Below are 23,408 nucleotides of genomic sequence, written 5' to 3'. Positions count from 1 at the left end.
TTATGAAATTTACTTTAGCTTTTGATGTTTACGGCACACTTATAAATACATCTGCTGTACTTGCTTCACTAGAAAAACTGATTGAAAAAAATGTAGCTAAATCTTTTATGGATACCTGGCGAGACAAGCAATTAGAGTATTCTTTTAGGCGTGGCTTAATGAATAAGTATACTGATTTTTCTGTATGTACAGACAACGCACTTAACTACGCTTGTAAAAAGTTTGCAATAGACTTAAGTTGTGACCAAAAAAAAGCACTATTAAACGAGTATAAAACATTACCTGTTTTTGATGACGTTGCAAATGGTTTAGAGGAGTTAAAAAATGCTGGTCACCGTTTATTTGCTTTTTCTAATGGTAGTAAAGAGGCTGTTACAAAATTACTTACCACCGCTAATATTATTCATTATTTTGAAGCTGTAATTAGTGTAGAAAATGTGCAAATGTTTAAGCCTAGCCCTATTGTGTATGACTACTTTTTAGAAACTACAAACTCTAAAAAAGAGGAAAGCTGGTTAATATCTAGCAATAATTTTGATGTTATTGGCTCTAAAATGTTTGGTATGCATTCTGCTTGGGTACAACGTACGCCAGATGCTATTATGGATCCTTGGGGAATAGAACCTACAACAGTAATACATAAGTTAACAGATTTAGCTAAAAATTTATAGCCTTTAAAGTAACACTCTAGATATTGTTTTTAGGGTGTTTTTTTATAAACATACACTACCTATAATTGTAATATTATAAACCTAATAGTTTGTATACATTTAGCTAACATTATAGGTAAAATAGCTAAAAACAATTAGACTATCTTTGTCTACAATGCAAAAAAAGATTACCTCTTATTTAAAAACCATTGAACTCTTTTTAAAAGGGTCTAGCTTTTATAGAGGCATTGTACTAACTATATCTGTTGTTATTCCTTTAGTATTTTTTTACGCAATTGGACAAATGGAATACGCGCCATCAATTGTTTTAGGTGCTTTTTTAAATGCGCCAAGTGATGTTCCTGGTAGTTTAAAACGTAAAATAAACGGCATTTTAATTGGCATAGTACTAACAATGTTAGTTACTACTATTATACTTTTTACAAAACCTATTTTTGTAGTACTGCTTATTTCTATTGCAATATTAAGTTTTATAATTGCTTTAATTTCTGCTTACGGTTTTAGAGCTTCTTTGGTCTCTTTTTCTGGTTTGCTTGCTATTGTTTTAGGATTGGCTGTTAAAAAACCAGAAGCTAGTGAAATTTGGCAACACGTTGGTTTACTTGGCATTGGTGGATTATGGTATTTATTTGTATCCTTAATTTCTGGGTGGATTTCCCCTAAAAAAGATGTAGATCAGTTATTATCAGACACTTCTGCGCTTACCGGTAAGTATTTAAAAATAAGAGCCAAACTTTTAACTAAGCCTGCAAAAAGAGATAAATTCTCTACAAAAGCACTTGTTATACAAACACAGATAAGTGAAAAACACGAAACGCTAAGAGAACTTTTATTAAAAGATCGTAAGCGTTCTGGCAGGTCTTTATCAAACGAAAAAAGATTACTAATTTTTATTTCGCTGGTAGACATTTTTGAGCTTGCTCTTGCTAATAATCTAGATTATTCTAAAATAGATTCTCTTTTTGAGCTTCAAAAACATCATATTAAGTCGTTTAAAAAAATGAATAAAGTAATGGGAAATCATCTTATTACATTATCAGAACTACTACTTAAAAAAGATAAGTTACCAGAGATAGCCATATTAAATAAAACTTTTAAGGAGTGTAACAAGTCTATAAATGCTTTTGTGGCAGAGGTAAAATTGCCAAAAGCTAGAGACGGTGCTATTACATTACGTAATTTACACGATTACCAAAAACAACTTTTAGCAGAAATTAAAGCTATTAGACGTGTATTAAGCAACTCAGAAAATGCTGATAAGGTTTTACCAAAAACACAAGAATCTAAAAAGTTTTTAACGCTGCAAGAGTACAAATTTAATATTCTTTTACAGCATTTTAGTTTTAAATCTCCAATGTTAAGGCACGCTCTGCGCTTGTCTTTAGCTATTGTTTTTGGTTTTTTAATTGGTAGTATTTTAGATCTAAAAAATGCCTATTGGATAGTGCTTACCATAATTGTAATTATGAGACCCAATTATGGGTTAACCAAAGAGCGCTCTAAAAACCGAATTATAGGAACTATAATTGGTGCCGTAATTGCCACACTTATAATACTTGTTACACAAAATACTATAGTTTATATGGTATTAGCCGTAATATCTTTAACATTTGCCTTTTCATTAATACAGCAGAGTTACAAAGCTGGGGCAGCTTTTATTACTTTAAACATTGTTTTTGTATATGCATTATTAGACCCCAACGCTTTTTCTGTAATTCAGTACCGCGTAATAGATACTGTTATTGGAGCTGGCATTGCTTTACTTGCAAATTATGTTGTTTTTCCTAGTTGGGAGTATAAAAACTTAGATTCTGTAATTTTAAAAGTAATATTGTGTAATAGAGATTATTTAGAGGCAACAAAAAAGTTATATCAAAATAAAGAAACCAACACTTTAGAATATAAAGTTTATAGAAAAGAAGCTTTTTTGGCTATGAGTAATTTAAATGCTGCTTTCCAAAGGTTAACACAAGATCCAAAATCTAAACAAAAAGAATCTGTTTTAATTTATGACATTGTTACGCTTAACCATACAATGTTATCTGCTATTGCGTCTATAGGAAGTTATATTTTAAACCACAAGACTACTCCTGCTTCTAAGGAGTTTGATATTATTGTTTCTAGTATAAATACTTCATTAAAAAATTCGGCTTTAACATTAGAAAAAGTAAACTTTACTGCAGTTGAAGAAGAGTTACAAGTAGACAAAGCGCAACAAAAACTTATTAAAGATTTTGATGCCTTAGCCTTAGCTAGAGATAAAGATATTGAAGCCGGAAAAACAGAAATAGATAAAGACACTTTGCTCAATCTACAAGAGTCCCACTTAATATCTAACCAATTGGTTTGGTTAAAAACACTGTCTGAAAATCTAAGAAAGGTTACCATAAAATATACAGACGTTTTTAAATAGAGCTAAAATTGTCTACTTTTAAATAAAATACAAGTGTAATTAATTTAGACTCTATGAAAAAAATTGTTATTACTCTTTTAGCTATACTACTTACCAACACTATTTATTCTCAAACAAAAATTGATTTAAATAAAGTTCTTTGGCAAAAAGTAAAAAGTTGTTATTCTAATTTTCAGGATCTAAATAAAGAAGAGAAAAAAAATTTAGATATTATAGATGATGCTAAAAACGGTTACTTAGAAATTTGCGGTACCTACCCTACTTGTGGTTGCTACTGTAGTGCCATAGTTGCAGCTTACAAAGACTCTAATAAAAACTACACATTTCTGCAAACAAATGAAGAAACTTGTAACTGGACAAAAAGTGTAAGCTCTAATCAAGAAATATCTTCAATTTTACCAGATAATTTTGGCTTTAATAGTTTTTCTTCTGCTCAAATAATTCCATTTTTAAAAAGTCCTGCTTTTTATTTAAACTTTACCATACCAAGAGAAGGTACAGATACCAAAGTTACACCAGAACTTATACCTTTTGGGTTAAACGTAGATAAAAAAAGTGCTTGGGTATTTAATTACGATCAAAACAATGCTAATCCAAAATCCATATCCAAAATTAAAGAGATTGTAAATAGTATTAAAAATGATGAAACATTAGACCACCTAATATTAGGTACTTTAGACAGTATAAATAAACACGATCTAAAAATTATTAAAACTAGTATAACAAACAAAAGTTTTTCTAACACCAAAGAACTTTCTTCTACACTTGAAGAGTTAAAAAATGTTTATCAATCTTATTTAAGTATAAAACACAGTTATATAATTTTAGGTTGGGATAAAGAAAAAGCTGCATTTTATATAAAAGAAAAGGGAGACAAACCTAAAACTATTACGTTTAAAAACTTTTTACTACACGCAAACTACTGGGAACCTATTTGTTAAAATCCTGTTTAAACTACACTTCTCATTTTTATATATCTAGAATTATAGATATATTTGAAGTATGAATGTAAAATTAGCCACAGAAATAGGTAAATGCTTATCTAACCAAACCAGAGTTCAAATTATGGAATGGTTAAAAAAACCTGAAGCTAATTTTCCACCTCACGAAACCTTAAAACATTTTAATGACGGGGTTTGTGTAACTTATATTCAAGAAAAATCTGGATTATCTCAATCTACAATATCTACCTATTTAACAAATATGGAAAAATGTGGGTTGTTAATACTTACCAAGCACGGTAAATGGGCTTATTTTAAGCGTAATGAAAAAACTGTTAAAGAGTATACTAACTTTATTAGTTAGTATTTTTTTACTTTATCATATAGACATATTTAGATATAACAATATATAAAATGAAATTAACAATAGATATTTTAGGTTGGTCAGGATCTGTATTAATTATTTTAGCTTATGCACTTACCCTTATAGAAAATGTAAAGTATTTAGACTACGGTAAATATCTTAATTTAATAGGCGGACTTTTTATTGCTTTAAATTGTTACTATTACAATGCAATTCCTCCATTTGTAACTAATTTATTATGGAGCATAATAGCCACATTAACAATTTATAAAAAACGAAAAAGCAATACACACAGACAAAAAAGAAATGTGTAATTATAAATATATTGATATGAAAATTCTAATTATTGGTGGTAACGGAACAATTGGTAAAAAAGTAACAGCACACTTTAAAAATGAAGCAGAGGTACTTGTTGCTGGTAGAACAAGCGGTGATATAACTGTTGATATTGCCAATAGCAACTCTATAAAAGAAATGTTTTCTAAAATAGGAAAACTAGATGCTATAATATCTATTGCAGGTGAAGCCAAATGGGATACATTTAATAACTTAACCGAAGAGGATTACCATATTGGACTTAATAGCAAACTAATGGGACAAGTAAACCTTGTACGTATAGGTAAAAGCTATTTAAATAAAAATGGTTCTATTACCTTAACTACAGGTATTTTAGCAGATGATCCTGTAGCTAAAACAACCAGTGCAGCTATGGTTAACGGAGCTATACATAGCTTTGTTATGGCTGTAGCATTAGAAATAGAGAACGGAATAAGAGTTAATGCCGTGTCTGCTAATGTTGTAGAAGACGCTTATGAAAAGTACAAAGATTTTTTCCCTGGTAATATGCCAATATCTATGAACAAGTTAGTTGGTGCTTATGTTAGAAGCGTAAAAGGAAAACGTAATGGTGAAATTATAAGACTTTATAATTAAGGTTAAAAAAAAACAAAAAAAGACATAAAACTCAGGGCTTTTATTACTTTTGTACCTCCTTAATATGGGACAGTAAAAAACACAAACCATTACATTATGAAAAAATTACTATTACTTTTTGCTATTTTTAGCTTAGTTAGTTGTGCAGAGTTACAACAAGTAGTTAATCAATTACCACAAAGCGGAGCTGTATTAAGCAACCAAGAAATTGCAAATGGCTTAACCGCAGCACTTAACCAAGGTGTACAAAAACAAGTTAGCAAGCTTACTCTTAAAGATGGCTACTATAAAAATGAACTTGTAAAAATATTACTACCAGAAGAATTACAAAAAGTAGATAACACTTTACGTAAAATTGGGTTAGGTAATTTAGCAGACGAAGGTTTAAAAGCTATTAACAGAGCTGCAGAAGATGCTGTTGGTGAGGCTACTCCTATTTTTGTAAATGCGATAACAAATATGAGCTTTACAGATGCTAAAAATATATTAGTTGGTTCTGATAATGCTGCTACACAATATTTAACTACAAATACAGAAACGGCATTATACAATAAATTTAATCCTGTAATTAAAAGCTCTTTTTCTAAAGTTGGTGCAGATAAAATTTGGACACAATTAATTACTAAATACAACAACATACCATTAGTACAACCTGTAAATCCAGATTTAACAGACTATGTTACACAACAAGCTTTAGAAGGTGTATTTACAATGATTGCTGTTGAAGAAAAAGAAATAAGAAACAAAGTGTCTTCTAGGTCTACAGATCTTCTTAAAAAAGTATTTGCCCTACAAGATTAAAAATATTACTAATTTTTTTTACTCTTTTACAATAATCTAAAAATAAGGACGTTATCTAAATATGAAACGCGTTATCTAACTTATTATTAATGTTTAGTTAACCGTGGATATTACAAAATTTTCGATTTTTGTAAAAAAATTGAGTTAGTATTTTTTTGAGTTAGTTAGTTTAAAACCGGTGGGAGCACCGGTTTTTGTTTTTTATAGCATTTTGTATTTAAAATGATGCTATATATTTTATAACTTTTTCATTAAAAACGTCTGGTTGCTCTACATTTACTACGTGTCCACAGTCTTCAATTACTACCAGTTCCGATGACTTATGCTGCTGTACTACTTTTCTTATTGATGGTAAAAACATATAATCTTCTTGCCCCATAATGTATAACGCAGGTATTTTTATATCTTTTGTTCTAAAAAAACGCAACAACGGATTTATGTCTGCCGTAAGCTTAAACCAACGTATAAATTCTTTTTGGTATAATTTCTTAGCTTCACGTACAAAAAGAGATCTAGACTCTTTATGGTTCTTATTTGGCATTATTACAAACGCAAAAAACTTGTACAACCATAAATAAGGAACAACAGATTTAAAAATGGTTCCTAAACGCATTAATACTTGCGATCTAAAGTTTAATTTTAGTATTGCACCTCCCAATACCATACTCTCTACCTTTTCTGGATAGTTTTCTGCTAAGTTTCTAATTAAAATTGTACCTAATGATATACCTATGAAGTGCGATTTTTTAACTTTTTCAAACTCTAGTACCTGTACAATATCTTCAGTTAAAAAATTAAAGGTGTACTTTTTATCATACACATCTTTAAAACTGTGTTTAGAACCACCGTGACCTCTAAGGTCTATAAGTAGTATATTAAACTCACTCCTAAATGCTCTTACTTGTTTAAACCAGATAGAAGAACTACCTCCTGCTCCGTGAATAAACGTAACCCATTTCTCAGAAGTTTTGTGTCTATAAGTTGTATAATTAAGCAATATATTTTTGTATTGATTGATGATGCTTTAAGCACGTAAAAATAGGAATTTTATATGTTGATTGTATCACAATGTTAGGATTTTCAGAAATTAAAGTTAAAAAAAAGATAAATAACCTATTTATTAGCTGTACACCCCTTTTCCAGTGAACCAAAACCCCTAATTGAAACGTATCTTTGTAAAGAACAAAACATTAGCTATGAAAAATCAATATTGCAAAGTAGGCACAACTACTCCTTTAACTAACGAAGAAAATATGGTTTCTCTTCTAGAACGCAGATACAATTCTTTTGTAGAAATGGCTGCTCAGATAGGAAATAGTAACACTAAGTTGGCAGAGTTTTTACAAGTAAAGGCTGTTAAAACAAGGAGAACTTTAGAGAAATTAGTTTAATTTTTCTAACTCTACTTTCATTTGCTGTTGTAACTCTAGAGCTTTTTTTGCAGCGCTATCGGCAAAATTTAAATCGGCGCCAGCATAAATTATACCTCTAGATGAGTTTATTAATAAACCTACATTAGAACTCATCCCATAAGTACAAACATCAGCAAGGTTACCTCCTTGTGCCCCTACTCCTGGTACTAACAAAAAACTGTCAGGTATTATTTGTCTAATTTCAGATAAATATTCTGCTTTAGTTGCCCCAACAACATACATTAAGTTTTTAGCCCCTTTATATGTTTTAGAGGTCTCTAATACTTGTTTATATAACTCTTTACCATCTACAAGCTTTGTTTGGTAGTCAAAAGCACCTGCGTTAGATGTTAAAGCTAATAATATTGTATGCTTGTCTGTAAAGGCTAAAAAAGGCTCTACAGAGTCTTTTCCCATATAAGGGGCAATAGTTACCGAGTCAAACCCTAAGTCCTCAAAAAAAGCTTTAGCATACATTGTAGAGGTATTTCCTATGTCTCCACGTTTAGCATCTGCTATAGTAAAAATTTCTGGGTAGTTGGTATTAAGGTATTTTATTGTTTTTTCTAAAGCCATCCAACCTTTTATACCATATGCTTCATAAAAAGCTGTATTTGGTTTGTAGGCAACACATAAATGGTGCGTAGCATCTATAATTTCTTTGTTAAAAGCAAAAATAGGATCTTCTTCTTTTAATAAATGCTGCGGAATTTTAGTTAAGTCTACATCTAAACCTATGCACAAAAAAGATTTTTTTTTATGTATTTGTGCTACTAACTGTTCTGTTGTCATTTTGTGTTTTTTTTGACTTTAGTGTATAAAAAAAGATTTTGTAATTGATTTTTTTTGAATCTGAACTTCTTCATTCTTCAATATATCAACGTACAAAATCTCTTCTTTTTATTAGAATTATGTTTTATTAGAAAATTTCAGATGCTTCTTTTAATTTCTCTGTATTTTCTACCAGTCTTAATTCATCTATAATTTTTTGAATATCACCATTTATAATATTCTGCAAATCGTAAAGAGTTAAACCAATTCTGTGGTCTGTAACTCTACCTTGTGGGTAGTTGTAAGTTCTAATTTTTGCAGAACGGTCTCCACTACTAACTTGCGAGTTACGTTTAGCCGCATCCTCTTCTTGCTTTTTAGCCAATTCTAAATCATACAATCTAGAACGTAATACTCTAAATGCTTTTTCTTTGTTTTTGTGCTGTGATTTTTGATCTTGACACTGCGCAACTAAACCTGTTGGCACGTGAGTTAAACGTACTGCAGAATACGTTGTGTTTACAGACTGCCCACCTGGTCCAGAAGAACAAAAGAAATCTATACGAACATCTTTAGGGTCTATTTGCACATCAAAATCTTCAGCTTCTGGTAATACCATTACTGTTGCTGCACTTGTATGCACTCTACCTTGAGTTTCTGTTTGTGGCACACGTTGTACACGGTGTACACCAGCTTCAAACTTTAATGTACCGTAAACCTCATCACCTGTAACTTCAAACTGAATTTCTTTATAACCACCACTGGTACCATCACTTAAATCTATAACATTGGTTTTCCAACCTTTAGACTCACAATACTTAGTGTACATTCTAAACAAATCGCCTGCAAAAATACTAGCTTCATCTCCACCAGTACCTGCTCTTACCTCTACCACAACATTTTTAGAATCTTCTGGGTCTTTTGGTATAAGCAATAGTTTAATTTCTTCTTCTAACGGAGGTAAACCTGCTTTAGCTTCTTCAAGCTGCATTTTGGCCATTTCTACCATTTCAGCATCACTTCCGTCTGCTATAATTTCGTTAGCTTCTTCTATATTGTTTGTGTACTCAAGATAAATATCTCTTTTGTCACATAACTTCTTAAGATCTTTGTATTCTCTGTTGAGCTCTACATAGCGTTTTTGATCTGATATAATATCTGGCTGGATAATTAAATCCGAAACCTCATCAAAACGTTGTTTTACTATATTTAATTTGTCAATCATAATCCGTGCTTCGCTTGGACTGCGAATTTACGATATTTTTAAAGATTTATAAACAACAAAACAGTGTTGACAATAAAAAAGAGCTTTTTACTACTTCATATTTACAAAAGTAGCACCCAAACTAACTATAAAAGAGTCTAGTCCGTTGTCTCTATTATACATTGTACCTCTTACATCTACAGCTTTTAAACCAAAACCAAAAACCTTCTGTTTTGCAAAAATATCTTTGTAACGCAATCCGGCACCGTATTGATGAGATACAAACTTACTTAAGTCATAATCTGATGTGTAGTAAGCTAAAGTAGATACAGCTGCTTCTTTTTCATAAAAATAATCTGCGGCCGTTTGGTTGTAAAATCTATATGTAGGATATAATGTAAAGGCATTATTTAACTTTATAGGCAACTCTATACTTGCTGTATTAGAGCTTACTCCCCAATCATCTGTATAAAAACGATAGTAAGTACGTACTATTAATGCATCATTTACATAATAATTTAAACGACCTCCTATTGGAATTTTAACTCTATTGTCTGGCAAAATTTCTACATCATCAGCTAATTGAAAATCATCTATAAAAAAATTATTTACATCTCCAAAATACACCCGTTGAAAAGGTGTACTTAATAATCCGCTTTGTACAATAACATCTGCAAATAAAGAGCCTTGCACTTTTTTACCTAGTATTTGAGATAAACCTAAAGAAACAGAATAGGTATTTCTGTTTTTATCTGTAAATGCTGTAAAATTAGGATTATATGTACCTGTGCCTGTTATTCTATTATCAAAAAAACCAGTTCTTAATTCCGTTGGATATTGAGGTTTCCAAGTATCTAAATATACTTGTCCAGAGAATGATAATTCTGTATTTTTCTCGTTGAATAAATATGCATAACTAACTCCTAAACCTAAAGAACTATAATCATACTCCTTGGCAGCGTAAAAGTTTGCGCCCACAATTTGGTTTCGGTCTTTAGAACTATGCTCATAACCTGCTTTAATGTGCACTAATTTATCACTTTTAGATGCACCAGATGATGCGCTAAAAGGACTTGCTTTTTTTGTTACATCGCCATCAAAAGGATTTACGTTACTAGAGGAAGCAGACGTATACGCAGATATACCAACATCTACAGTAAGTACGTCATCATTATTTAGAGGCATTTTTACAACAATTGTAGATGTTACGTCTGTTAATTCTTGTGTACCTTCGCCACCACTTACAGCTGCATTATCACCGTCTTGGTCATAATAACTAAAAAGTAAATCTACTTCTGTCTCTTCTAAAACACGCTTAGTATAAGTAGCTTCTTCTGTTTCTTGCGCATAAAAAACAACAGAAAACAACATAGCCATTAGTATAAAAACCTTTTGCATTACTTTAATTTTTATTAGTTACAGCCACAGCCACCACCGGTTTTACCGCCATTAGCCCCTGAAGCAGACTCCCTGTAAACCTGAAAATTAGTTTCGTAACGTTCTATGTTTTTTGCCGCCAAGGTCATTTCTTCATCATTGAGATATACCTTATCATACCCTTTTACGGCAACGCAAGATGTTGCAGAAAGTGCTAAACAAAAAAGAATGAATAATTTTTTCATACTTTAAATTTAATAATTATTCTGAAAAGCAATGCCTTTACTTTTATGTATTTGGTTTTTCTGGTCTACGATTATGACTTCTACACCTTTTAGTTGCTCTATTACAGATAAGCCAGTTTCTACTCCCATTACAAATATTGATGTTGCAAGTGCGTCACACAGTTCTGCTTTTTTAGCAAAAATAGAAACACTTTTTACGCCCTTAGAAGGCCAACCGGTTCTAGGATCTATAATATGCGAGTACTTTTCTCCTTTAAAAATGATATATTTTTCATAATTACCAGATGTTGCTACGGATGACTCTACAATTGGTAACCAAGAAAATATTTTATCTGCATCTAACGGATTACTAATACCTACCAACCATTTTTTACCACTAACTTGCGTTCCCCAAGTTGTTAAATCTCCAGATGCGTTAATTATACCACCAACAACACCTTTGCCAATCATTAGCTCTTTTACTTTATCTGCTACAAAGCCTTTACCTATAGCTCCAAAGCCTATTTTCATTCCTTTTTTTGATAAAAAAATGGTTTTCTTTTCTTTATCTAAAATAATATTTTGGTAGCCTACATTTGCAATTGAGTTTGCAACCTGAGAGTCTGTAGGCAAATACTCCATATTTATATTAAATTTCCAAACATTGTCTAAAGCCGCATAGGTTATATCAAAAGCACCATCTGTAACTTTAGATATTTGTAAGGAACGTTCTACCAAACCAAAAAGCTCTGGTGCCACTTTAACAGGAGCAATACCTGCATTTTTATTTACTTGTGTAGTTTGGGAATTTGCATCCCAAGAGGAAATAATTTTTTCTACTCTTTTTACCTCTGCAATACATTCATCTATATATGCATTTGCTGTAGCTGTTTCTTTTGCTACTATGGTAAAATCAAATCTATTGCCCATTAATTTTACAGTTCTGTGGGCAGTAATATGCTTTTCTTGTGCAACTGTAAGCATAAAGAAAAAACAAAACAGGGGGAATACTAATTTTTTCACTTAACAAAAGTAGTCAAATGCGCTATATATTTTAATGGAGAAACGTTTTTATATCCCGTTTTACCTAAAATATTTTTATCTGCATCTAAAAGTAGTACTAACGGAAAAAAACCTTGTTGGTTATAGGTATCTGCTAACTCTTTGTTAGCTAATTCTATATCTTTAGCTAATCTATTTTTCTTTTTTCTGGGAAAATCTGCTCTGTAAAGAACTAAATGTTCTTCTGCATATTTTTTAAATTCTGATGATTTCCAAATTTCAGTATCTAACTTTATACAAGGCGCGCACCAGTCTGAACCCGAGAAAACCAATAATACTTGCTTCTGCTCTTCTTTTGCTTTTTTTACTGCATCAGAAAAACTAGTACTCCATTCTTGTGCTGTTATTATTCCAGAAAATAATAAGCTAAAGACTAATATTAAATTTTTCATATCAATTTAAAAACAAAAATATTGCCAAACTACTCAAATACACGTAGCATAGTACCCGTAAGTGTTATTTGGTACACTTTTAATGGTTTTGCTGCTTTGCTATCTACTTGGTTTAAAGGCTCACCAGTTTGACTAAATCTAGAGCCGTGAACGTCACAATAAAAAATACCACCATCTACGTCTGCAAAACGTACTTGGTCATAATTTTCGTGACTACAAATTTGAGTAGCAGCTACAAACTCACCTTCTAAATTTTTAACCACAACAACATCATTCTTCAAAATAAAACCTCCATTGTTTTGTAAATTAGAAGCTTCACTAGACTCCAAATCTATAGTAAAATCTACATTAGTAGGTACTTCTTTCTTATCTCCTTCTTCACTGTCGCTATCACTAGAACACCCACCTAAACAAGGAAACGTTAAAGCAAAAGCCGCACCTGCTCCTAAGGTTCTTAAAAACTGTTTTCTTTCCATAATTAGTTGTTTAATAAATACAACGATTAAAAGGTGAAAATTGTTGTTAGTTAGTACTCAAAAGTTCCATACTCACTAGTAATAGTCAATTTTTTAGTTGCACTAGCCTCTACTTTACCAACTATTTTAGCATCTACACCAAAACTTTTAGAAATAGCAATTAAGTCTTCTGCTACTGCAGGGTTTACGTACAACTCCATACGGTGACCACAGTTAAAAACTTGGTACATTTCTTTCCAATCTGTTTTAGACTGCTCTTGTATTAATTTAAATAAAGGTGGCACAGGAAAAAGGTTGTCTTTTACAATGTGTAAATTATCTACAAAGTGTAAAATTTTTGTTTGTGCTCCTCCACTACAATGCACCATACCGTGTATGTCAGCTGCATTATACTTTTCTAATATTTTTTTAATAATAGGTGCATACGTTCTAGTTGGTGACAACACCAATTTACCTGCATCTATTGGAGAGTTTTCTACAGCATCTGTTAATTTAACAGCGCCAGAATATACCAAATCTTCAGGTACAGCAGCATCAAAACTCTCTGGGTATTTTTCTGCTAAGTATTTAGAAAACACATCGTGTCTTGCAGAGGTAAGTCCGTTACTTCCCATACCACCATTATACTCGGTTTCATATGTTGCTTGTCCAAAAGACTCTAAACCTACAATAACATCGCCATCTTTAATGTTGGCATTATCTATAACATCTTTTTTATTAAGCCTTGCTGTTACAGTAGAGTCTACAATTATTGTACGTACCAAATCACCTACATCTGCCGTTTCACCGCCTGTAGAATGTATTACTATTCCGTGATTTTTTAAATCTTCAATAAGTTCTTCTGTACCATTTATAATAGCAGACAAAACTTCTCCTGGAATTAAATTCTTATTTCTTCCTATGGTAGAAGATAACATTATATTATCTGTTGCTCCAACACATATAAGGTCATCAATATTCATAATTAAAGCATCTTGTGCTATGCCTTTCCAAACAGAAATATCTCCTGTTTCTTTCCAATACATATATGCTAAAGACGATTTTGTACCTGCACCATCTGCGTGCATTACCAAGCAGTGCTCTTTATCGCCAGTTAAGTAATCTGGAACAATTTTACAAAACGCTTTAGGAAAAAGACCTTTATCTATATTCTTAATTGCATTATGTACATCTTCTTTAGATGCAGAAACTCCTCTTTGGTTATATCTTTCGCTATTAGATGAACTCATACTTTTTTGCTTTGACGCAAAAATAATGTAATCCATAAAATTAGCAGCAATAAACTTTGGTAGATATCAACAAAGATAGTTTATAACCTTAAAAAGTTAAACAACTACTTGCTTGTTAGCGGCTTTTAAATTCTTTTTGGCCGTTCTATTTTTTAAAATACCATTTGCAATTACTGTTATTAAAATAATAAATGCTCCTAAATAAAACATAGGGTCCATTTTTTCACTATCTCCAAAAATTATAAACGCTAATAAAATACCGTAAACAGGCTCTAGGTTTGTAGTTAGCATTACAGTGTACGGACTTAAAAATTTCATTATTTTAACCGATGCAATAAATGCGTAAGCTGTACAAAATGATGCTAGTATTAGAATGTAAATCCAATCTGATGTTGATAATTTAAAACTTACTTGTTCTAAATTACCTTGAAAAAGCATATAAATTGATAAAAACACTACACCTGCTCCAAGCTCATAAAAAGAAATAATTGAAGGTTTGTGCTCTTTAATAAGCTTACCATTCATTAAAGAAAAAACTGTGGCTAAAAATGCAGAAATTAATGCCAGTATAATACCTTCTTTATATGATGCATCAATATTAAATATTAAACCTAAACCGCCAATAACCACAAGTCCAAAAACAATCTCATACCAAATAACTTTACGTTTATACCAAATTGGTTCTAAAATGGCTGCAAAAAATGCCCCAGAAGAAATTGTTGCTAATGTTACAGATACATTAGAGACTTTTATAGAGGAAAAAAAAGTTACCCAATGCAAGGCTATTATTACACCAGTACCAAGCAGTAACAATAATGTTTTGCGACTAACTTTTAATCTGTTTTTACGTACCAATATAAATAGCAGCACAAAAATAGCTGCAAAAAACATACGATACCAAACTAATGGTAGCGCGTCTATAGTTATTAATTTACCTAATACAGCTGTAAAGCCCCAAACAAATACAATAAAGTGTAAGTGTAGATAGTTTTTAAATTTATCGCTTAGCATTTTTTAACAAGAATAAGCCAATGACTGCAAATATTGCATTAGGTATTATGATAGCTATTAAGGGTGACAAACCTGCTTTTTCTGCAAGAATAGCAAAAACTCTATCAAAAAATATGTAAACAAAGGCAATTACAATTCCAAATGCTAAATTTAGCCCCATACCTCCTCTACGCTTTATTGAAGAAACAGATACTGCTATTAAAGTTAGTATAAAAGCACTTACAGGTAATGCCCAACGCTTATACTTAGCCATTACATATGTATTTATGTTAGACGCTCCTTTTTTACGCTGATCTTCAATAAACTCGTTTAGCTCAAAAATATTTTTAGTTTCAGCTACGTAACTAACAGGAGTTAAATCATCTATTTTAAAATTAAAAATAGTATCTAGTCTACTCTGCTTTTCAACCACTTCTATATCTTCTTTTAATACTCTAGATGTAAAACCTGTTAATCTATAAACAGTGTCTTTTGGTATCCATCTAATACTAGAAGCTGTAAGTTTGTATGCTAATTTATCATCATCATTAAAATGTTCTAACACAAAATTGCTCCCTAACTGTCTGTTTGGGTCAAAATTACTAATGTAAAGAAATTCGTTTTCGTTTAATTGATTATAAATATTACTGGTCTCCTGAAACTTTTTACCTTTTTTTAAGTACTTAAATATAAACTCATGATAATCTAAACTGGCTTTGGGGACAATAAACATTGCCATTACAAACATTAGTACAGCAATAATGGTAGCACCCATAAAATAAGGCCTTAAAAACCTACCAAAAGAAACTCCTGAGCTTAATATTGCGACAATTTCTGTATTTGAGGCGAGTTTAGATGTAAAAAAGATGATAGACAAAAACAAAAATATAGGAAATAATAAGCTACCTATATAAATAATAAAGTTCATATAATACTTTAAAATCTCTATAGTTGGTGCCTCATTACGTACCATTTTAGCTATTTTTTCTGCCAAATCTAGCATTACACCTATTGGCACAAATAACAGTAGCATTACCGCAAAGGTAAGCAGGTAGCGTTTTAATATGTATTTATCTAATATACTCAACTATTACAATCTTTTATCCATTTGTTTTACCATCATATTTTTCCATTCGGTAAAATCTCCGGCAATAATATGCTTTCTAGCTTCACGAGTCAACCATAAATAAAAACCTAAATTATGTATGGTAGCAATTTGCTTACCTAAATACTCATTAGCAGCAAATAAATGACGTAAATAAGCTTTAGTATACTCTGTGTCTACAAATGTAATTCCCATTTCATCAATAGGAGAAAAATCTGCTTCCCACTTTTTATTTTTTATATTAATAGTACCGTGCGCTGTAAATAACATACCATTACGCGCATTACGAGTTGGCATTACACAGTCAAACATATCTACACCTAAAGCAATGTTCTCTAAAATATTAATTGGTGTACCTACACCCATTAAATATCTTGGCTTTTCTTCTGGTAAAATATCACAAACAACCTCGGTCATTGCATACATTTCTTCTGCTGGCTCACCTACAGACAAGCCGCCAATAGCATTACCTTCTGCACCTGCGTTTGCAATATACTCTGCAGATTGTTTACGTAAATCCTTATACGTAGAACCTTGTACAATAGGAAAAAATGTTTGTTCGTATCCGTACTTAAAAGGTAGTTTTTCTAAGTGATTCATACAACGGTCTAACCAACGGTGCGTCATATGCATAGAGCGCTTTGCATAATTATAATCGCAAGGGTAAGGTGTACACTCATCAAAAGCCATAATAATATCTGCGCCAATAGTACGCTGAATTTCCATTACGTTTTCTGGAGTAAAAAAGTGGTAAGAACCATCTATATGAGATTTAAACTTAACACCTTCTTCTTTTATTTTTCTATTAGCAGATAAAGAATAAACTTGGTAACCACCACTATCTGTTAAAATATTACGATCCCAGCCCATAAACTTGTGTAAACCACCAGCTGCTTCAAGTATATCTAATTTAGGACGCAAATACAAATGGTATGTATTTCCTAAAATAATATCTGGATTTATTTCTTCTTTTAATTCTCTCTGATGAACCCCTTTAACAGAAGCTACTGTACCAACTGGCATAAAAATAGGTGTTTCTATAACACCGTGATCTGTTACCATTGTAGCTGCACGTGCTTTACTCTGCGGGTCTTTTTTTTCTAATGTAAATTTCAAAAACTATAGTATTTATAACCGCAAATATAATCAACTCATCTACAAAAAATTGCCAACAAAAAAATAAAGTTCTGTATTAATTATAAAGTAGTTAATAAATTATAATAACTAGCCTTGTACACGCAAAAGATAGAGCTTATTTTTACACGCGAATTAACACAACATATAAAATGCCAAGACTGGAAGAATTACAAGATTTGACCACGCAAGTGAGAAGGGATATTTTAAGAATGGTGCACAAAGTAAACTCTGGCCACCCAGGTGGTTCTTTAGGTTGTGCAGAATTTTTTGTAGCCCTGTACAATGAATTAATGGAACTAAACGAAGGATTTGACATGGATGGTAAAGGTGAAGACCTTTTCTTTTTATCTAACGGTCATATTTCTCCTGTTTACTATAGTGTATTAGCACGTAGCGGGTATTTTCCTGTAGACGAGCTTAACACTTTTAGACTAATTAATTCTAGACTACAAGGACACCCAACTACACATGAAGGTTTACCTGGTGTGCGTATAGCATCTGGATCATTAGGACAAGGAATGTCTGTAGCTATTGGTGCAGCACTTGCTAAAAAACTAAACAAAGACAGCAACATTGTGTATAGTTTACACGGTGATGGTGAGTTACAAGAAGGTCAAAACTGGGAAGCTATGATGTATGCTTCTGCCAATAAAGTTGATAATTTAATTTCTACTATAGATTTAAATGGTCAACAAATTGATGGTTCTACTGACACTGTATTAAATATGGGTAGCATTAGAGCTAAATTTGAAGCTTTTGGATGGGACGTTTTAGATGTTAAAGAAGGTAACAACCTTGAAGCTGTAATAGCTGGTCTTAAAAAGGCAAAGTCTATGACAGGTAATGGCAAACCAATTTGTGTTTTATTACACACGGTTATGGGTAATGGTGTAGATTTTATGATGCACACACACGCATGGCATGGTAAAGCTCCTAGTGATGAACAACTAGAGACTGCACTAGCACAAAATCCTGAAACTTTAGGAGACTACTAATAAAAATTAAATCTACCTTCTCTTACACAGAGAAAAATCATAAAGGATATGAAAAAATACATAGATCAAGGAAAAAACGATACTAGAAGTGGTTTTGGTGCAGGTTTAGCAGAATTAGGAAGAACAAATCCTAATGTTGTTGCATTATGTGCAGATTTAATTGGTTCTCTTAAAATGGATAAATTTATAGAAGAAAATCCAGAGAGATTCTTTCAAATAGGTATTGCTGAAGCTAATATGATGGGTATTGCTGCAGGTTTAACTATTGGAGGTAAAATACCTTTTACAGGTACTTTTGCAAACTTTTCTACAGGAAGAGTTTATGACCAAATACGCCAATCTATAGCTTATTCTGGTAAAAATGTAAAAGTTTGTGCTTCTCACGCCGGTGTTACTCTAGGTGAAGATGGTGCTACACACCAAATATTAGAAGACATAGGATTAATGAAAATGTTACCAGGAATGGTAGTTATTAACCCTTGTGATTATAACCAAACAAAGGCAGCAACCATTGCAATTGCAGAATATGAAGGCCCAGTTTATTTACGTTTTGGAAGACCAAAAGTAGCTAACTTTACTCCTGTAGATCAAAAATTTGAAATAGGTAAAGCTTTACACTTAACAGAAGGTACAGATGTTACTATTGTTGCTACAGGCCACTTAGTTTGGGAAGCTCTAGTGGCTGCCGAAAACTTAGAAAGCCAAGGTATTTCTGCAGAAGTTATAAATATGCACACAATAAAACCTTTAGATGCTAACGCAATTATTAACTCTGTTAAAAAAACAGGTTGTATTGTAACTGCAGAAGAACATAATGTTTTAGGTGGTTTAGGAGAAAGTGTTGCTCGTGTTTTAGCAACTAGCCAACCAACTCCGCAAGAGTTTATTGGTACTAACGATACTTTTGGAGAAAGTGGTACTCCTGCACAATTAATGGAAAAATACGGTTTAGACAATAAAGCTATAGAAAAAGCCGTTTTAAAAGTTATAGAACGCAAGTAAGGAAATGGTATCGTTTTTGATACTTAACTTACATATTAATTAATAACATATTGAGAGTGATTGTTTTTTTACAGTCGCTCTCTTTTTGTTTAAAACACTTTTAAAATGAAAAAAACACTTTTAGTAATTACAATGGCTTTGGCAAGTTTAACAACTTTTGCCCAAACTGATGCAAGTTTTGGTATTAAAGGAGGTTTAAACTATGGTGGTAACGGAGATTATTATGACTCTGCAAAAGATGCATACAATGATCCTGACAAAAATGTAGGTTTTCACTTTGGTATTTTTGCACAAACTGGTGGCAACTTGTATTTAAGACCAGAATTAGTGTACACATCTTTAAAATCTGGGTATGCTGAAGATTTTAAAATGCAAAAACTAGATTTACCAGTTTTAGTTGGCGCAAAAGTTATTGGTCCTGTAAACGTATTTGCAGGTCCTGCTTTTCAGTATATTTTAGGTACAGATTATGATGGTATAACTATTGGCGATGTAGAGAACGACTTTACCGTAGGTCTTAACGTAGGCGTAGGTGTTAACTTAGGTAAATTAGGAGTTGATATTAGGTATGAAAGAGGCTTTAGCGACAATGAAGTTGACATTATTAATGCTGATATCACATCTGTACAAAAAGACAGAATAGACACCAGACCAGATCAACTTATATTAAGTTTATCTTTAAAACTATAAATTTAATGTATAATTATTAAGTTGAGATAAGAACTAAAAAAAGCCCTAGAAATTAATTTCTAGGGCTTTTTAATTTTTAACTATATAAATAGTGTTAATACTATTAGTTATTTGGATCCAAATAGTTTGGCACACCATCACCATCAGTATCTGGGTAAGGTAAAATAATATTACCATCTTCATCACTAATTTCATCTCTAGTTAATATACCATCATTATCATCATCTGTATCTAAAAAGTCTGGTGTTGTTGCTATTGATGTTGAACTGTTTTCTGATTTTAAATCTGTATTATCATCATATAAATAACCATTTCCATTTAAATCTTCTAAATATGATGGTACACCGTCATTATCATGATCTGCTTTATTTACGGCTATTAAATCAATTTTAAAAATCAAAGGACTATATTCAGGTATAGATGGCTGAGCACTGTTGTAATAACCAAGTGCCGAAGGAAAAATTATCATACCTACCCCATAATCACTTACTTCAAATGTTCCATCATCATTTATATCATCATTTGTTAATACTTTACCCGCTTTTAAGAACTGTACAGCTTCAGAAATTCCTCTAATTCTATTAGTATAACCCAACCACAAAGGTGCAGATGTAGATGCATCAAAAACTGTATCATCTAACAATAAACCTTCATAATGTATATAGGTAGAATCTGCAGTCTGTGCTGTTTGCCCTATTCCTTCCCTAGCAACTAAATAATAAAAGGTATGCTCTACCTCTTTATCATCATTTATACCTCTTTCTTCAGAGCGCACCGTTGTTTTAACAGCCGTCATCATATCTATTAACGGAGTTTTATCTGCATTATCCCCTTCAATTTTACCTAAAACAATTTTATAATCAAAATCTGCTGGTGGACTTTGAAATTCTTCATAGTTGTAAAAGTGTGTTTCCAAGTATTTAACTATAGAGTCTTTATCTTGGTCTACTATTTCACTTAATGCTTTTGGAGGCTCTATTGTAAAACCATTATCATCGCTATTACAAGCCCAAAGTATTACGACAAGTAACGCAACTAAAAATATGTTCTTAAATTTCATCTATTCTAATTTATGAGTCGCAAGATACAATTTTCCCCTATTTTTGCAGAAGTAGTTAACAAAGAATTTAGAGTTAATATGAGGATAGACAAATATTTATGGTGCACACGCTATTTTAAAACAAGAAATATTGCTACTGAGGCCTGTAAAAAAGGACATATTAAAGTAAATGATAAAGTAGTTAAACCGTCTAGAGATGTTTTTCCTATGGATAAAATAACAGTACGCAAAAACCAAATTAATTACCAGTTTACTATTTTAGATGTGCCGCCAAACAGAGTTGGAGCAAAATTAGTAGATATGTACAGAAAAGATACTACACCTAAAGAAGCTTTTGAGCACTCTGACTTACTAAAATACTCTAAGGATTATTACAGAAAAAAGGGAACTGGAAGACCTACCAAAAAAGACCGTAGAGAAATAGACGATTATACGACCACAAATTCTACAGAAGAAGAATAACACTTAAAAAGTGTTTACTATCTTTGACTATATAAAACTAGAGCACAAATGCAGAACAAAATATTATCTCACAACCAAATTCAGCATAAAATAAAGCGTATAGCTTACCAAATATACGAAGCTAATGTTGAAGAGACAGAGATTATAATTGCCGGTATAGAAGGTGGCGGACTTAAATTTGCAAAAAAACTTAGTGCTGTTTTAGAAGATATTACAACTGCAAAAATTACGCTTTGCACTGTAAAAATGAACAAAAAAAACCCATTAGAAAGTGGTGTCACTACATCTATCACAAAAGAAGAATACACAAACAAATCTGTTGTTTTAATAGATGATGTACTAAACTCTGGAACCACATTAATTTATGGTGTTTTTCATTTTTTAAAAGTACCATTACGCCAGCTTAAAACAGGAGTTTTAGTAAATAGAAATCACAAAAAATATCCTGTAAAGGCAGACTACAAAGGAATTTCTTTATCTACATCGTTACAAGAACATATAGAAGTAGAATTTAAAGATAATGATGATGCTGTTTACTTAAACTAGTTTCTCTACAATTTCATCTACTACTTTTAACGCCTCTTTCTGCTGTACTAAAATAGTATGGTGTGCTTTTGTGTAAAAGTAACTACGCTCAAACAAGTGCGTTCCTATAAACTCTGGTAACTCGTTTTCTGGGACATTAGCTATCAACGGTCTTTGTTCTTTTTCTTTTACTAACCTTTTTATTAATTCTGGGATAGGTACGTTTAAATAAAATACATTATTGGTATTACTAGTCATTACTTTAATGTTATCTCCATAACAAGGAGTTCCTCCTCCTGTAGAAAGTACAAAATCTTCTTTTGAGGCAAAAATCTCATTCAAACATACTATTTCTGCTTTCCTAAAAAATATTTCTCCTTTAGCAGTGAAAAGCTCAGAAATAGTCATTTCATATTTTTGTTCTATATAAGAATCTAAATCCAAAAAATTGATTTTCAAACGTTTGGAAAGCTCCTTCCCTATTGTAGATTTTCCACTCCCCATATAACCAATAAGTACTATCTGCATGTATCTTTTTTATACAAAGATGATCTATTTTATATCGAAATAAAAAAAATAGAATAAAATTTAAAAAAGTCCTTGTGAAATTAAATAAAGGTCATATATTTGCACCCGCAAACAGCAATATGCTGCTTCGCTGGAATAATGACCTGGTAGCTCAGTTGGTAGAGCATCTCCCTTTTAAGGAGAGGGTCCTGGGTTCGAGCCCCAGCCCGGTCACAAAAACCGAAAGTTTATACTTTCGGTTTTTTTTATGCTTTATTTTTAATATTATTTATTTTAATTTATTATTTGTTAAGGGGTTACAAATTTTATTATATTTTAAATGTTTTTATACAAGAAAAACCCTTGCAGAATAAAATAAAGGTTATATATTTGCACCCGCAAACAGCAATATGCTGCTTCGCTGGAATAATGACCTGGTAGCTCAGTTGGTAGAGCATCTCCCTTTTAAGGAGAGGGTCCTGGGTTCGAGCCCCAGCCCGGTCACAAAGAGAAATCTTTATTTTAAACCTTGCAGATTTTTTCTGCAAGGTTTTTTTTATTTTATTACAATTTTTTTTCTACCATTTGCTTCCCAAGATATAACACACCTCTTTTACTCTATATTTTAAGCTTCTGTTATTTTACTGTAAAAAAAATATTTTCTA

Annotated in this window: 27 protein-coding genes and 2 tRNA genes; 15 read left to right on the top strand and 14 right to left on the bottom strand. The window is 31.7% G+C overall.

Annotation, left to right across the window (positions count from 1 at the left end):
- Positions 1-2: 2 nt before the first annotated feature.
- From Q4487_RS14565 to Q4487_RS14535, 7 genes are all read left to right on the top strand, one after another.
- Positions 3-671 (top strand): haloacid dehalogenase type II, encoded by a 669-nt coding sequence (locus Q4487_RS14565; RefSeq protein WP_303545638.1) that lies wholly within the window; start codon positions 3-5, stop codon positions 669-671.
- Positions 672-825: 154 nt separating this feature from the next.
- Positions 826-3,084 (top strand): FUSC family membrane protein, encoded by a 2,259-nt coding sequence (locus Q4487_RS14560; protein ID WP_303545635.1) that lies wholly within the window; start codon positions 826-828, stop codon positions 3,082-3,084.
- A 53-nt stretch (positions 3,085-3,137) separates the two neighbouring features.
- The gene (locus Q4487_RS14555) at positions 3,138-4,025 is read left to right on the top strand and encodes a hypothetical protein (RefSeq protein WP_303545632.1); all 888 of its coding nucleotides are present in this window, start codon (positions 3,138-3,140) and stop codon (positions 4,023-4,025) included.
- A 61-nt stretch (positions 4,026-4,086) separates the two neighbouring features.
- Positions 4,087-4,389, top strand: coding sequence for a helix-turn-helix transcriptional regulator (locus tag Q4487_RS14550; RefSeq protein ID WP_100895270.1), 303 nt, complete (start codon positions 4,087-4,089; stop codon positions 4,387-4,389).
- A 50-nt stretch (positions 4,390-4,439) separates the two neighbouring features.
- On the top strand, positions 4,440-4,703 hold the full coding sequence (locus tag Q4487_RS14545; RefSeq protein ID WP_100895269.1) for a hypothetical protein: 264 nt from the start codon (positions 4,440-4,442) through the stop codon (positions 4,701-4,703).
- 16 nt (positions 4,704-4,719) lie between these two features.
- Complete coding sequence (locus tag Q4487_RS14540) at positions 4,720-5,322, top strand: short chain dehydrogenase (protein ID WP_303545628.1); 603 nt, start codon at positions 4,720-4,722, stop codon at positions 5,320-5,322.
- A gap of 96 nt (positions 5,323-5,418) precedes the next feature.
- Positions 5,419-6,123, top strand: a complete 705-nt coding sequence (locus Q4487_RS14535) for a DUF4197 domain-containing protein (protein WP_100895267.1) — start codon at positions 5,419-5,421, stop codon at positions 6,121-6,123.
- A gap of 217 nt (positions 6,124-6,340) precedes the next feature.
- Here Q4487_RS14535 and Q4487_RS14530 read toward each other — a convergent pair whose 3' ends face one another.
- Positions 6,341-7,120, bottom strand: coding sequence for an alpha/beta fold hydrolase (locus tag Q4487_RS14530; RefSeq protein ID WP_303545625.1), 780 nt, complete (start codon positions 7,118-7,120; stop codon positions 6,341-6,343).
- Positions 7,121-7,319: 199 nt separating this feature from the next.
- Here Q4487_RS14530 and Q4487_RS14525 point away from each other — a divergent pair, with 199 nt between their 5' ends.
- Positions 7,320-7,514 (top strand): hypothetical protein, encoded by a 195-nt coding sequence (locus tag Q4487_RS14525; RefSeq protein WP_100895265.1) that lies wholly within the window; start codon positions 7,320-7,322, stop codon positions 7,512-7,514.
- Here the strand turns inward: Q4487_RS14525 and pyrF are convergent.
- The 11 genes from pyrF to tgt all read right to left on the bottom strand — a co-directional run bounded on the left by pyrF (position 7,506) and on the right by tgt (position 17,481).
- Positions 7,506-8,327 carry an orotidine-5'-phosphate decarboxylase gene (gene pyrF / locus Q4487_RS14520; protein WP_100895264.1) on the bottom strand — a complete coding sequence of 274 codons (822 nt, stop codon included), beginning with the start codon at positions 8,325-8,327 and terminating at the stop codon, positions 7,506-7,508. The two genes, Q4487_RS14525 and pyrF, sit on opposite strands and share 9 nt — an antisense overlap.
- 127 nt (positions 8,328-8,454) lie before the next feature.
- Positions 8,455-9,531: a peptide chain release factor 1 gene (gene prfA / locus Q4487_RS14515; RefSeq protein WP_100895263.1), complete on the bottom strand. Its 1,077-nt coding sequence runs from the start codon at positions 9,529-9,531 to the stop codon at positions 8,455-8,457.
- 90 nt (positions 9,532-9,621) lie between these two features.
- Positions 9,622-10,908, bottom strand: coding sequence for a DUF3570 domain-containing protein (locus Q4487_RS14510; RefSeq protein ID WP_303545618.1), 1,287 nt, complete (start codon positions 10,906-10,908; stop codon positions 9,622-9,624).
- A gap of 14 nt (positions 10,909-10,922) precedes the next feature.
- Positions 10,923-11,132 carry a DUF4266 domain-containing protein gene (locus tag Q4487_RS14505; protein WP_303545615.1) on the bottom strand — a complete coding sequence of 70 codons (210 nt, stop codon included), beginning with the start codon at positions 11,130-11,132 and terminating at the stop codon, positions 10,923-10,925.
- Between the two features lie 9 nt (positions 11,133-11,141).
- The gene (locus Q4487_RS14500) at positions 11,142-12,134 is read right to left on the bottom strand and encodes an FAD:protein FMN transferase (protein WP_336622679.1); all 993 of its coding nucleotides are present in this window, start codon (positions 12,132-12,134) and stop codon (positions 11,142-11,144) included.
- Positions 12,131-12,565 (bottom strand): thioredoxin family protein, encoded by a 435-nt coding sequence (locus Q4487_RS14495; RefSeq protein WP_100895259.1) that lies wholly within the window; start codon positions 12,563-12,565, stop codon positions 12,131-12,133. The genes Q4487_RS14500 and Q4487_RS14495 overlap by 4 nt, the downstream gene beginning before the upstream one ends.
- A 29-nt stretch (positions 12,566-12,594) precedes the next feature.
- The gene (locus tag Q4487_RS14490; RefSeq protein WP_303545611.1) at positions 12,595-13,041 is read right to left on the bottom strand and encodes a ubiquinol-cytochrome c reductase iron-sulfur subunit; all 447 of its coding nucleotides are present in this window, start codon (positions 13,039-13,041) and stop codon (positions 12,595-12,597) included.
- 50 nt (positions 13,042-13,091) lie between these two features.
- Positions 13,092-14,270: an AIR synthase related protein gene (locus tag Q4487_RS14485; RefSeq protein ID WP_303545608.1), complete on the bottom strand. Its 1,179-nt coding sequence runs from the start codon at positions 14,268-14,270 to the stop codon at positions 13,092-13,094.
- A 96-nt stretch (positions 14,271-14,366) separates the two neighbouring features.
- Positions 14,367-15,281, bottom strand: coding sequence for a DMT family transporter (locus Q4487_RS14480; RefSeq protein ID WP_100895257.1), 915 nt, complete (start codon positions 15,279-15,281; stop codon positions 14,367-14,369).
- A complete protein-coding gene (locus Q4487_RS14475; RefSeq protein WP_303545604.1) occupies positions 15,268-16,347 on the bottom strand; it encodes an LptF/LptG family permease in 1,080 nt (359 codons plus the stop codon). Before Q4487_RS14475 ends, Q4487_RS14480 begins: the two co-directional genes overlap by 14 nt.
- 3 nt (positions 16,348-16,350) lie before the next feature.
- The gene (gene tgt, locus Q4487_RS14470; RefSeq protein ID WP_100895255.1) at positions 16,351-17,481 is read right to left on the bottom strand and encodes a tRNA guanosine(34) transglycosylase Tgt; all 1,131 of its coding nucleotides are present in this window, start codon (positions 17,479-17,481) and stop codon (positions 16,351-16,353) included.
- A gap of 170 nt (positions 17,482-17,651) precedes the next feature.
- Between tgt and Q4487_RS14465 the strand changes: the two genes are divergently transcribed.
- The 3 genes from Q4487_RS14465 to Q4487_RS14455 all read left to right on the top strand — a co-directional run bounded on the left by Q4487_RS14465 (position 17,652) and on the right by Q4487_RS14455 (position 20,189).
- The gene (locus Q4487_RS14465) at positions 17,652-18,497 is read left to right on the top strand and encodes a transketolase (RefSeq protein WP_303545598.1); all 846 of its coding nucleotides are present in this window, start codon (positions 17,652-17,654) and stop codon (positions 18,495-18,497) included.
- A gap of 48 nt (positions 18,498-18,545) precedes the next feature.
- A complete protein-coding gene (locus Q4487_RS14460) occupies positions 18,546-19,499 on the top strand; it encodes a transketolase family protein (RefSeq protein ID WP_100895253.1) in 954 nt (317 codons plus the stop codon).
- Positions 19,500-19,604: 105 nt separating this feature from the next.
- The gene (locus Q4487_RS14455; protein ID WP_303545594.1) at positions 19,605-20,189 is read left to right on the top strand and encodes a porin family protein; all 585 of its coding nucleotides are present in this window, start codon (positions 19,605-19,607) and stop codon (positions 20,187-20,189) included.
- Positions 20,190-20,292: 103 nt separating this feature from the next.
- Here Q4487_RS14455 and Q4487_RS14450 read toward each other — a convergent pair whose 3' ends face one another.
- Entirely contained in the window at positions 20,293-21,249 is a 957-nt protein-coding gene (locus Q4487_RS14450; RefSeq protein ID WP_100895251.1) for an FKBP-type peptidyl-prolyl cis-trans isomerase, read from the bottom strand.
- Between the two features lie 78 nt (positions 21,250-21,327).
- Here Q4487_RS14450 and Q4487_RS14445 point away from each other — a divergent pair, with 78 nt between their 5' ends.
- Together Q4487_RS14445 and Q4487_RS14440 are read left to right on the top strand one after the other, a co-directional pair.
- Positions 21,328-21,711, top strand: coding sequence for an RNA-binding S4 domain-containing protein (locus Q4487_RS14445; RefSeq protein ID WP_100895250.1), 384 nt, complete (start codon positions 21,328-21,330; stop codon positions 21,709-21,711).
- Positions 21,712-21,759: 48 nt separating this feature from the next.
- Entirely contained in the window at positions 21,760-22,257 is a 498-nt protein-coding gene (locus Q4487_RS14440) for a phosphoribosyltransferase family protein (protein WP_303545591.1), read from the top strand.
- Here Q4487_RS14440 and Q4487_RS14435 read toward each other — a convergent pair.
- Entirely contained in the window at positions 22,249-22,764 is a 516-nt protein-coding gene (locus Q4487_RS14435) for a shikimate kinase (RefSeq protein WP_303545589.1), read from the bottom strand. The genes Q4487_RS14440 and Q4487_RS14435 overlap by 9 nt on opposite strands.
- Positions 22,765-22,904: 140 nt before the next feature.
- On the opposite strand from Q4487_RS14435, the gene Q4487_RS14430 reads away from it, so the two are divergent.
- Both Q4487_RS14430 and Q4487_RS14425 read left to right on the top strand, forming a co-directional pair.
- Positions 22,905-22,977: transfer RNA gene (locus Q4487_RS14430), tRNA-Lys, on the top strand.
- Positions 22,978-23,174: 197 nt separating this feature from the next.
- Positions 23,175-23,247 (top strand) — tRNA-Lys (locus tag Q4487_RS14425).
- Positions 23,248-23,408 lie beyond the last annotated feature (161 nt).

Origin of the sequence: Cellulophaga sp. 3_MG-2023, from assembly GCF_030546975.1 — a bacterium.
Taxonomy (GTDB): domain Bacteria; phylum Bacteroidota; class Bacteroidia; order Flavobacteriales; family Flavobacteriaceae; genus Cellulophaga.
Note: the sequence above shows the minus strand (reverse complement) of the source record. Positions and strands in the feature narration are given on the sequence as shown.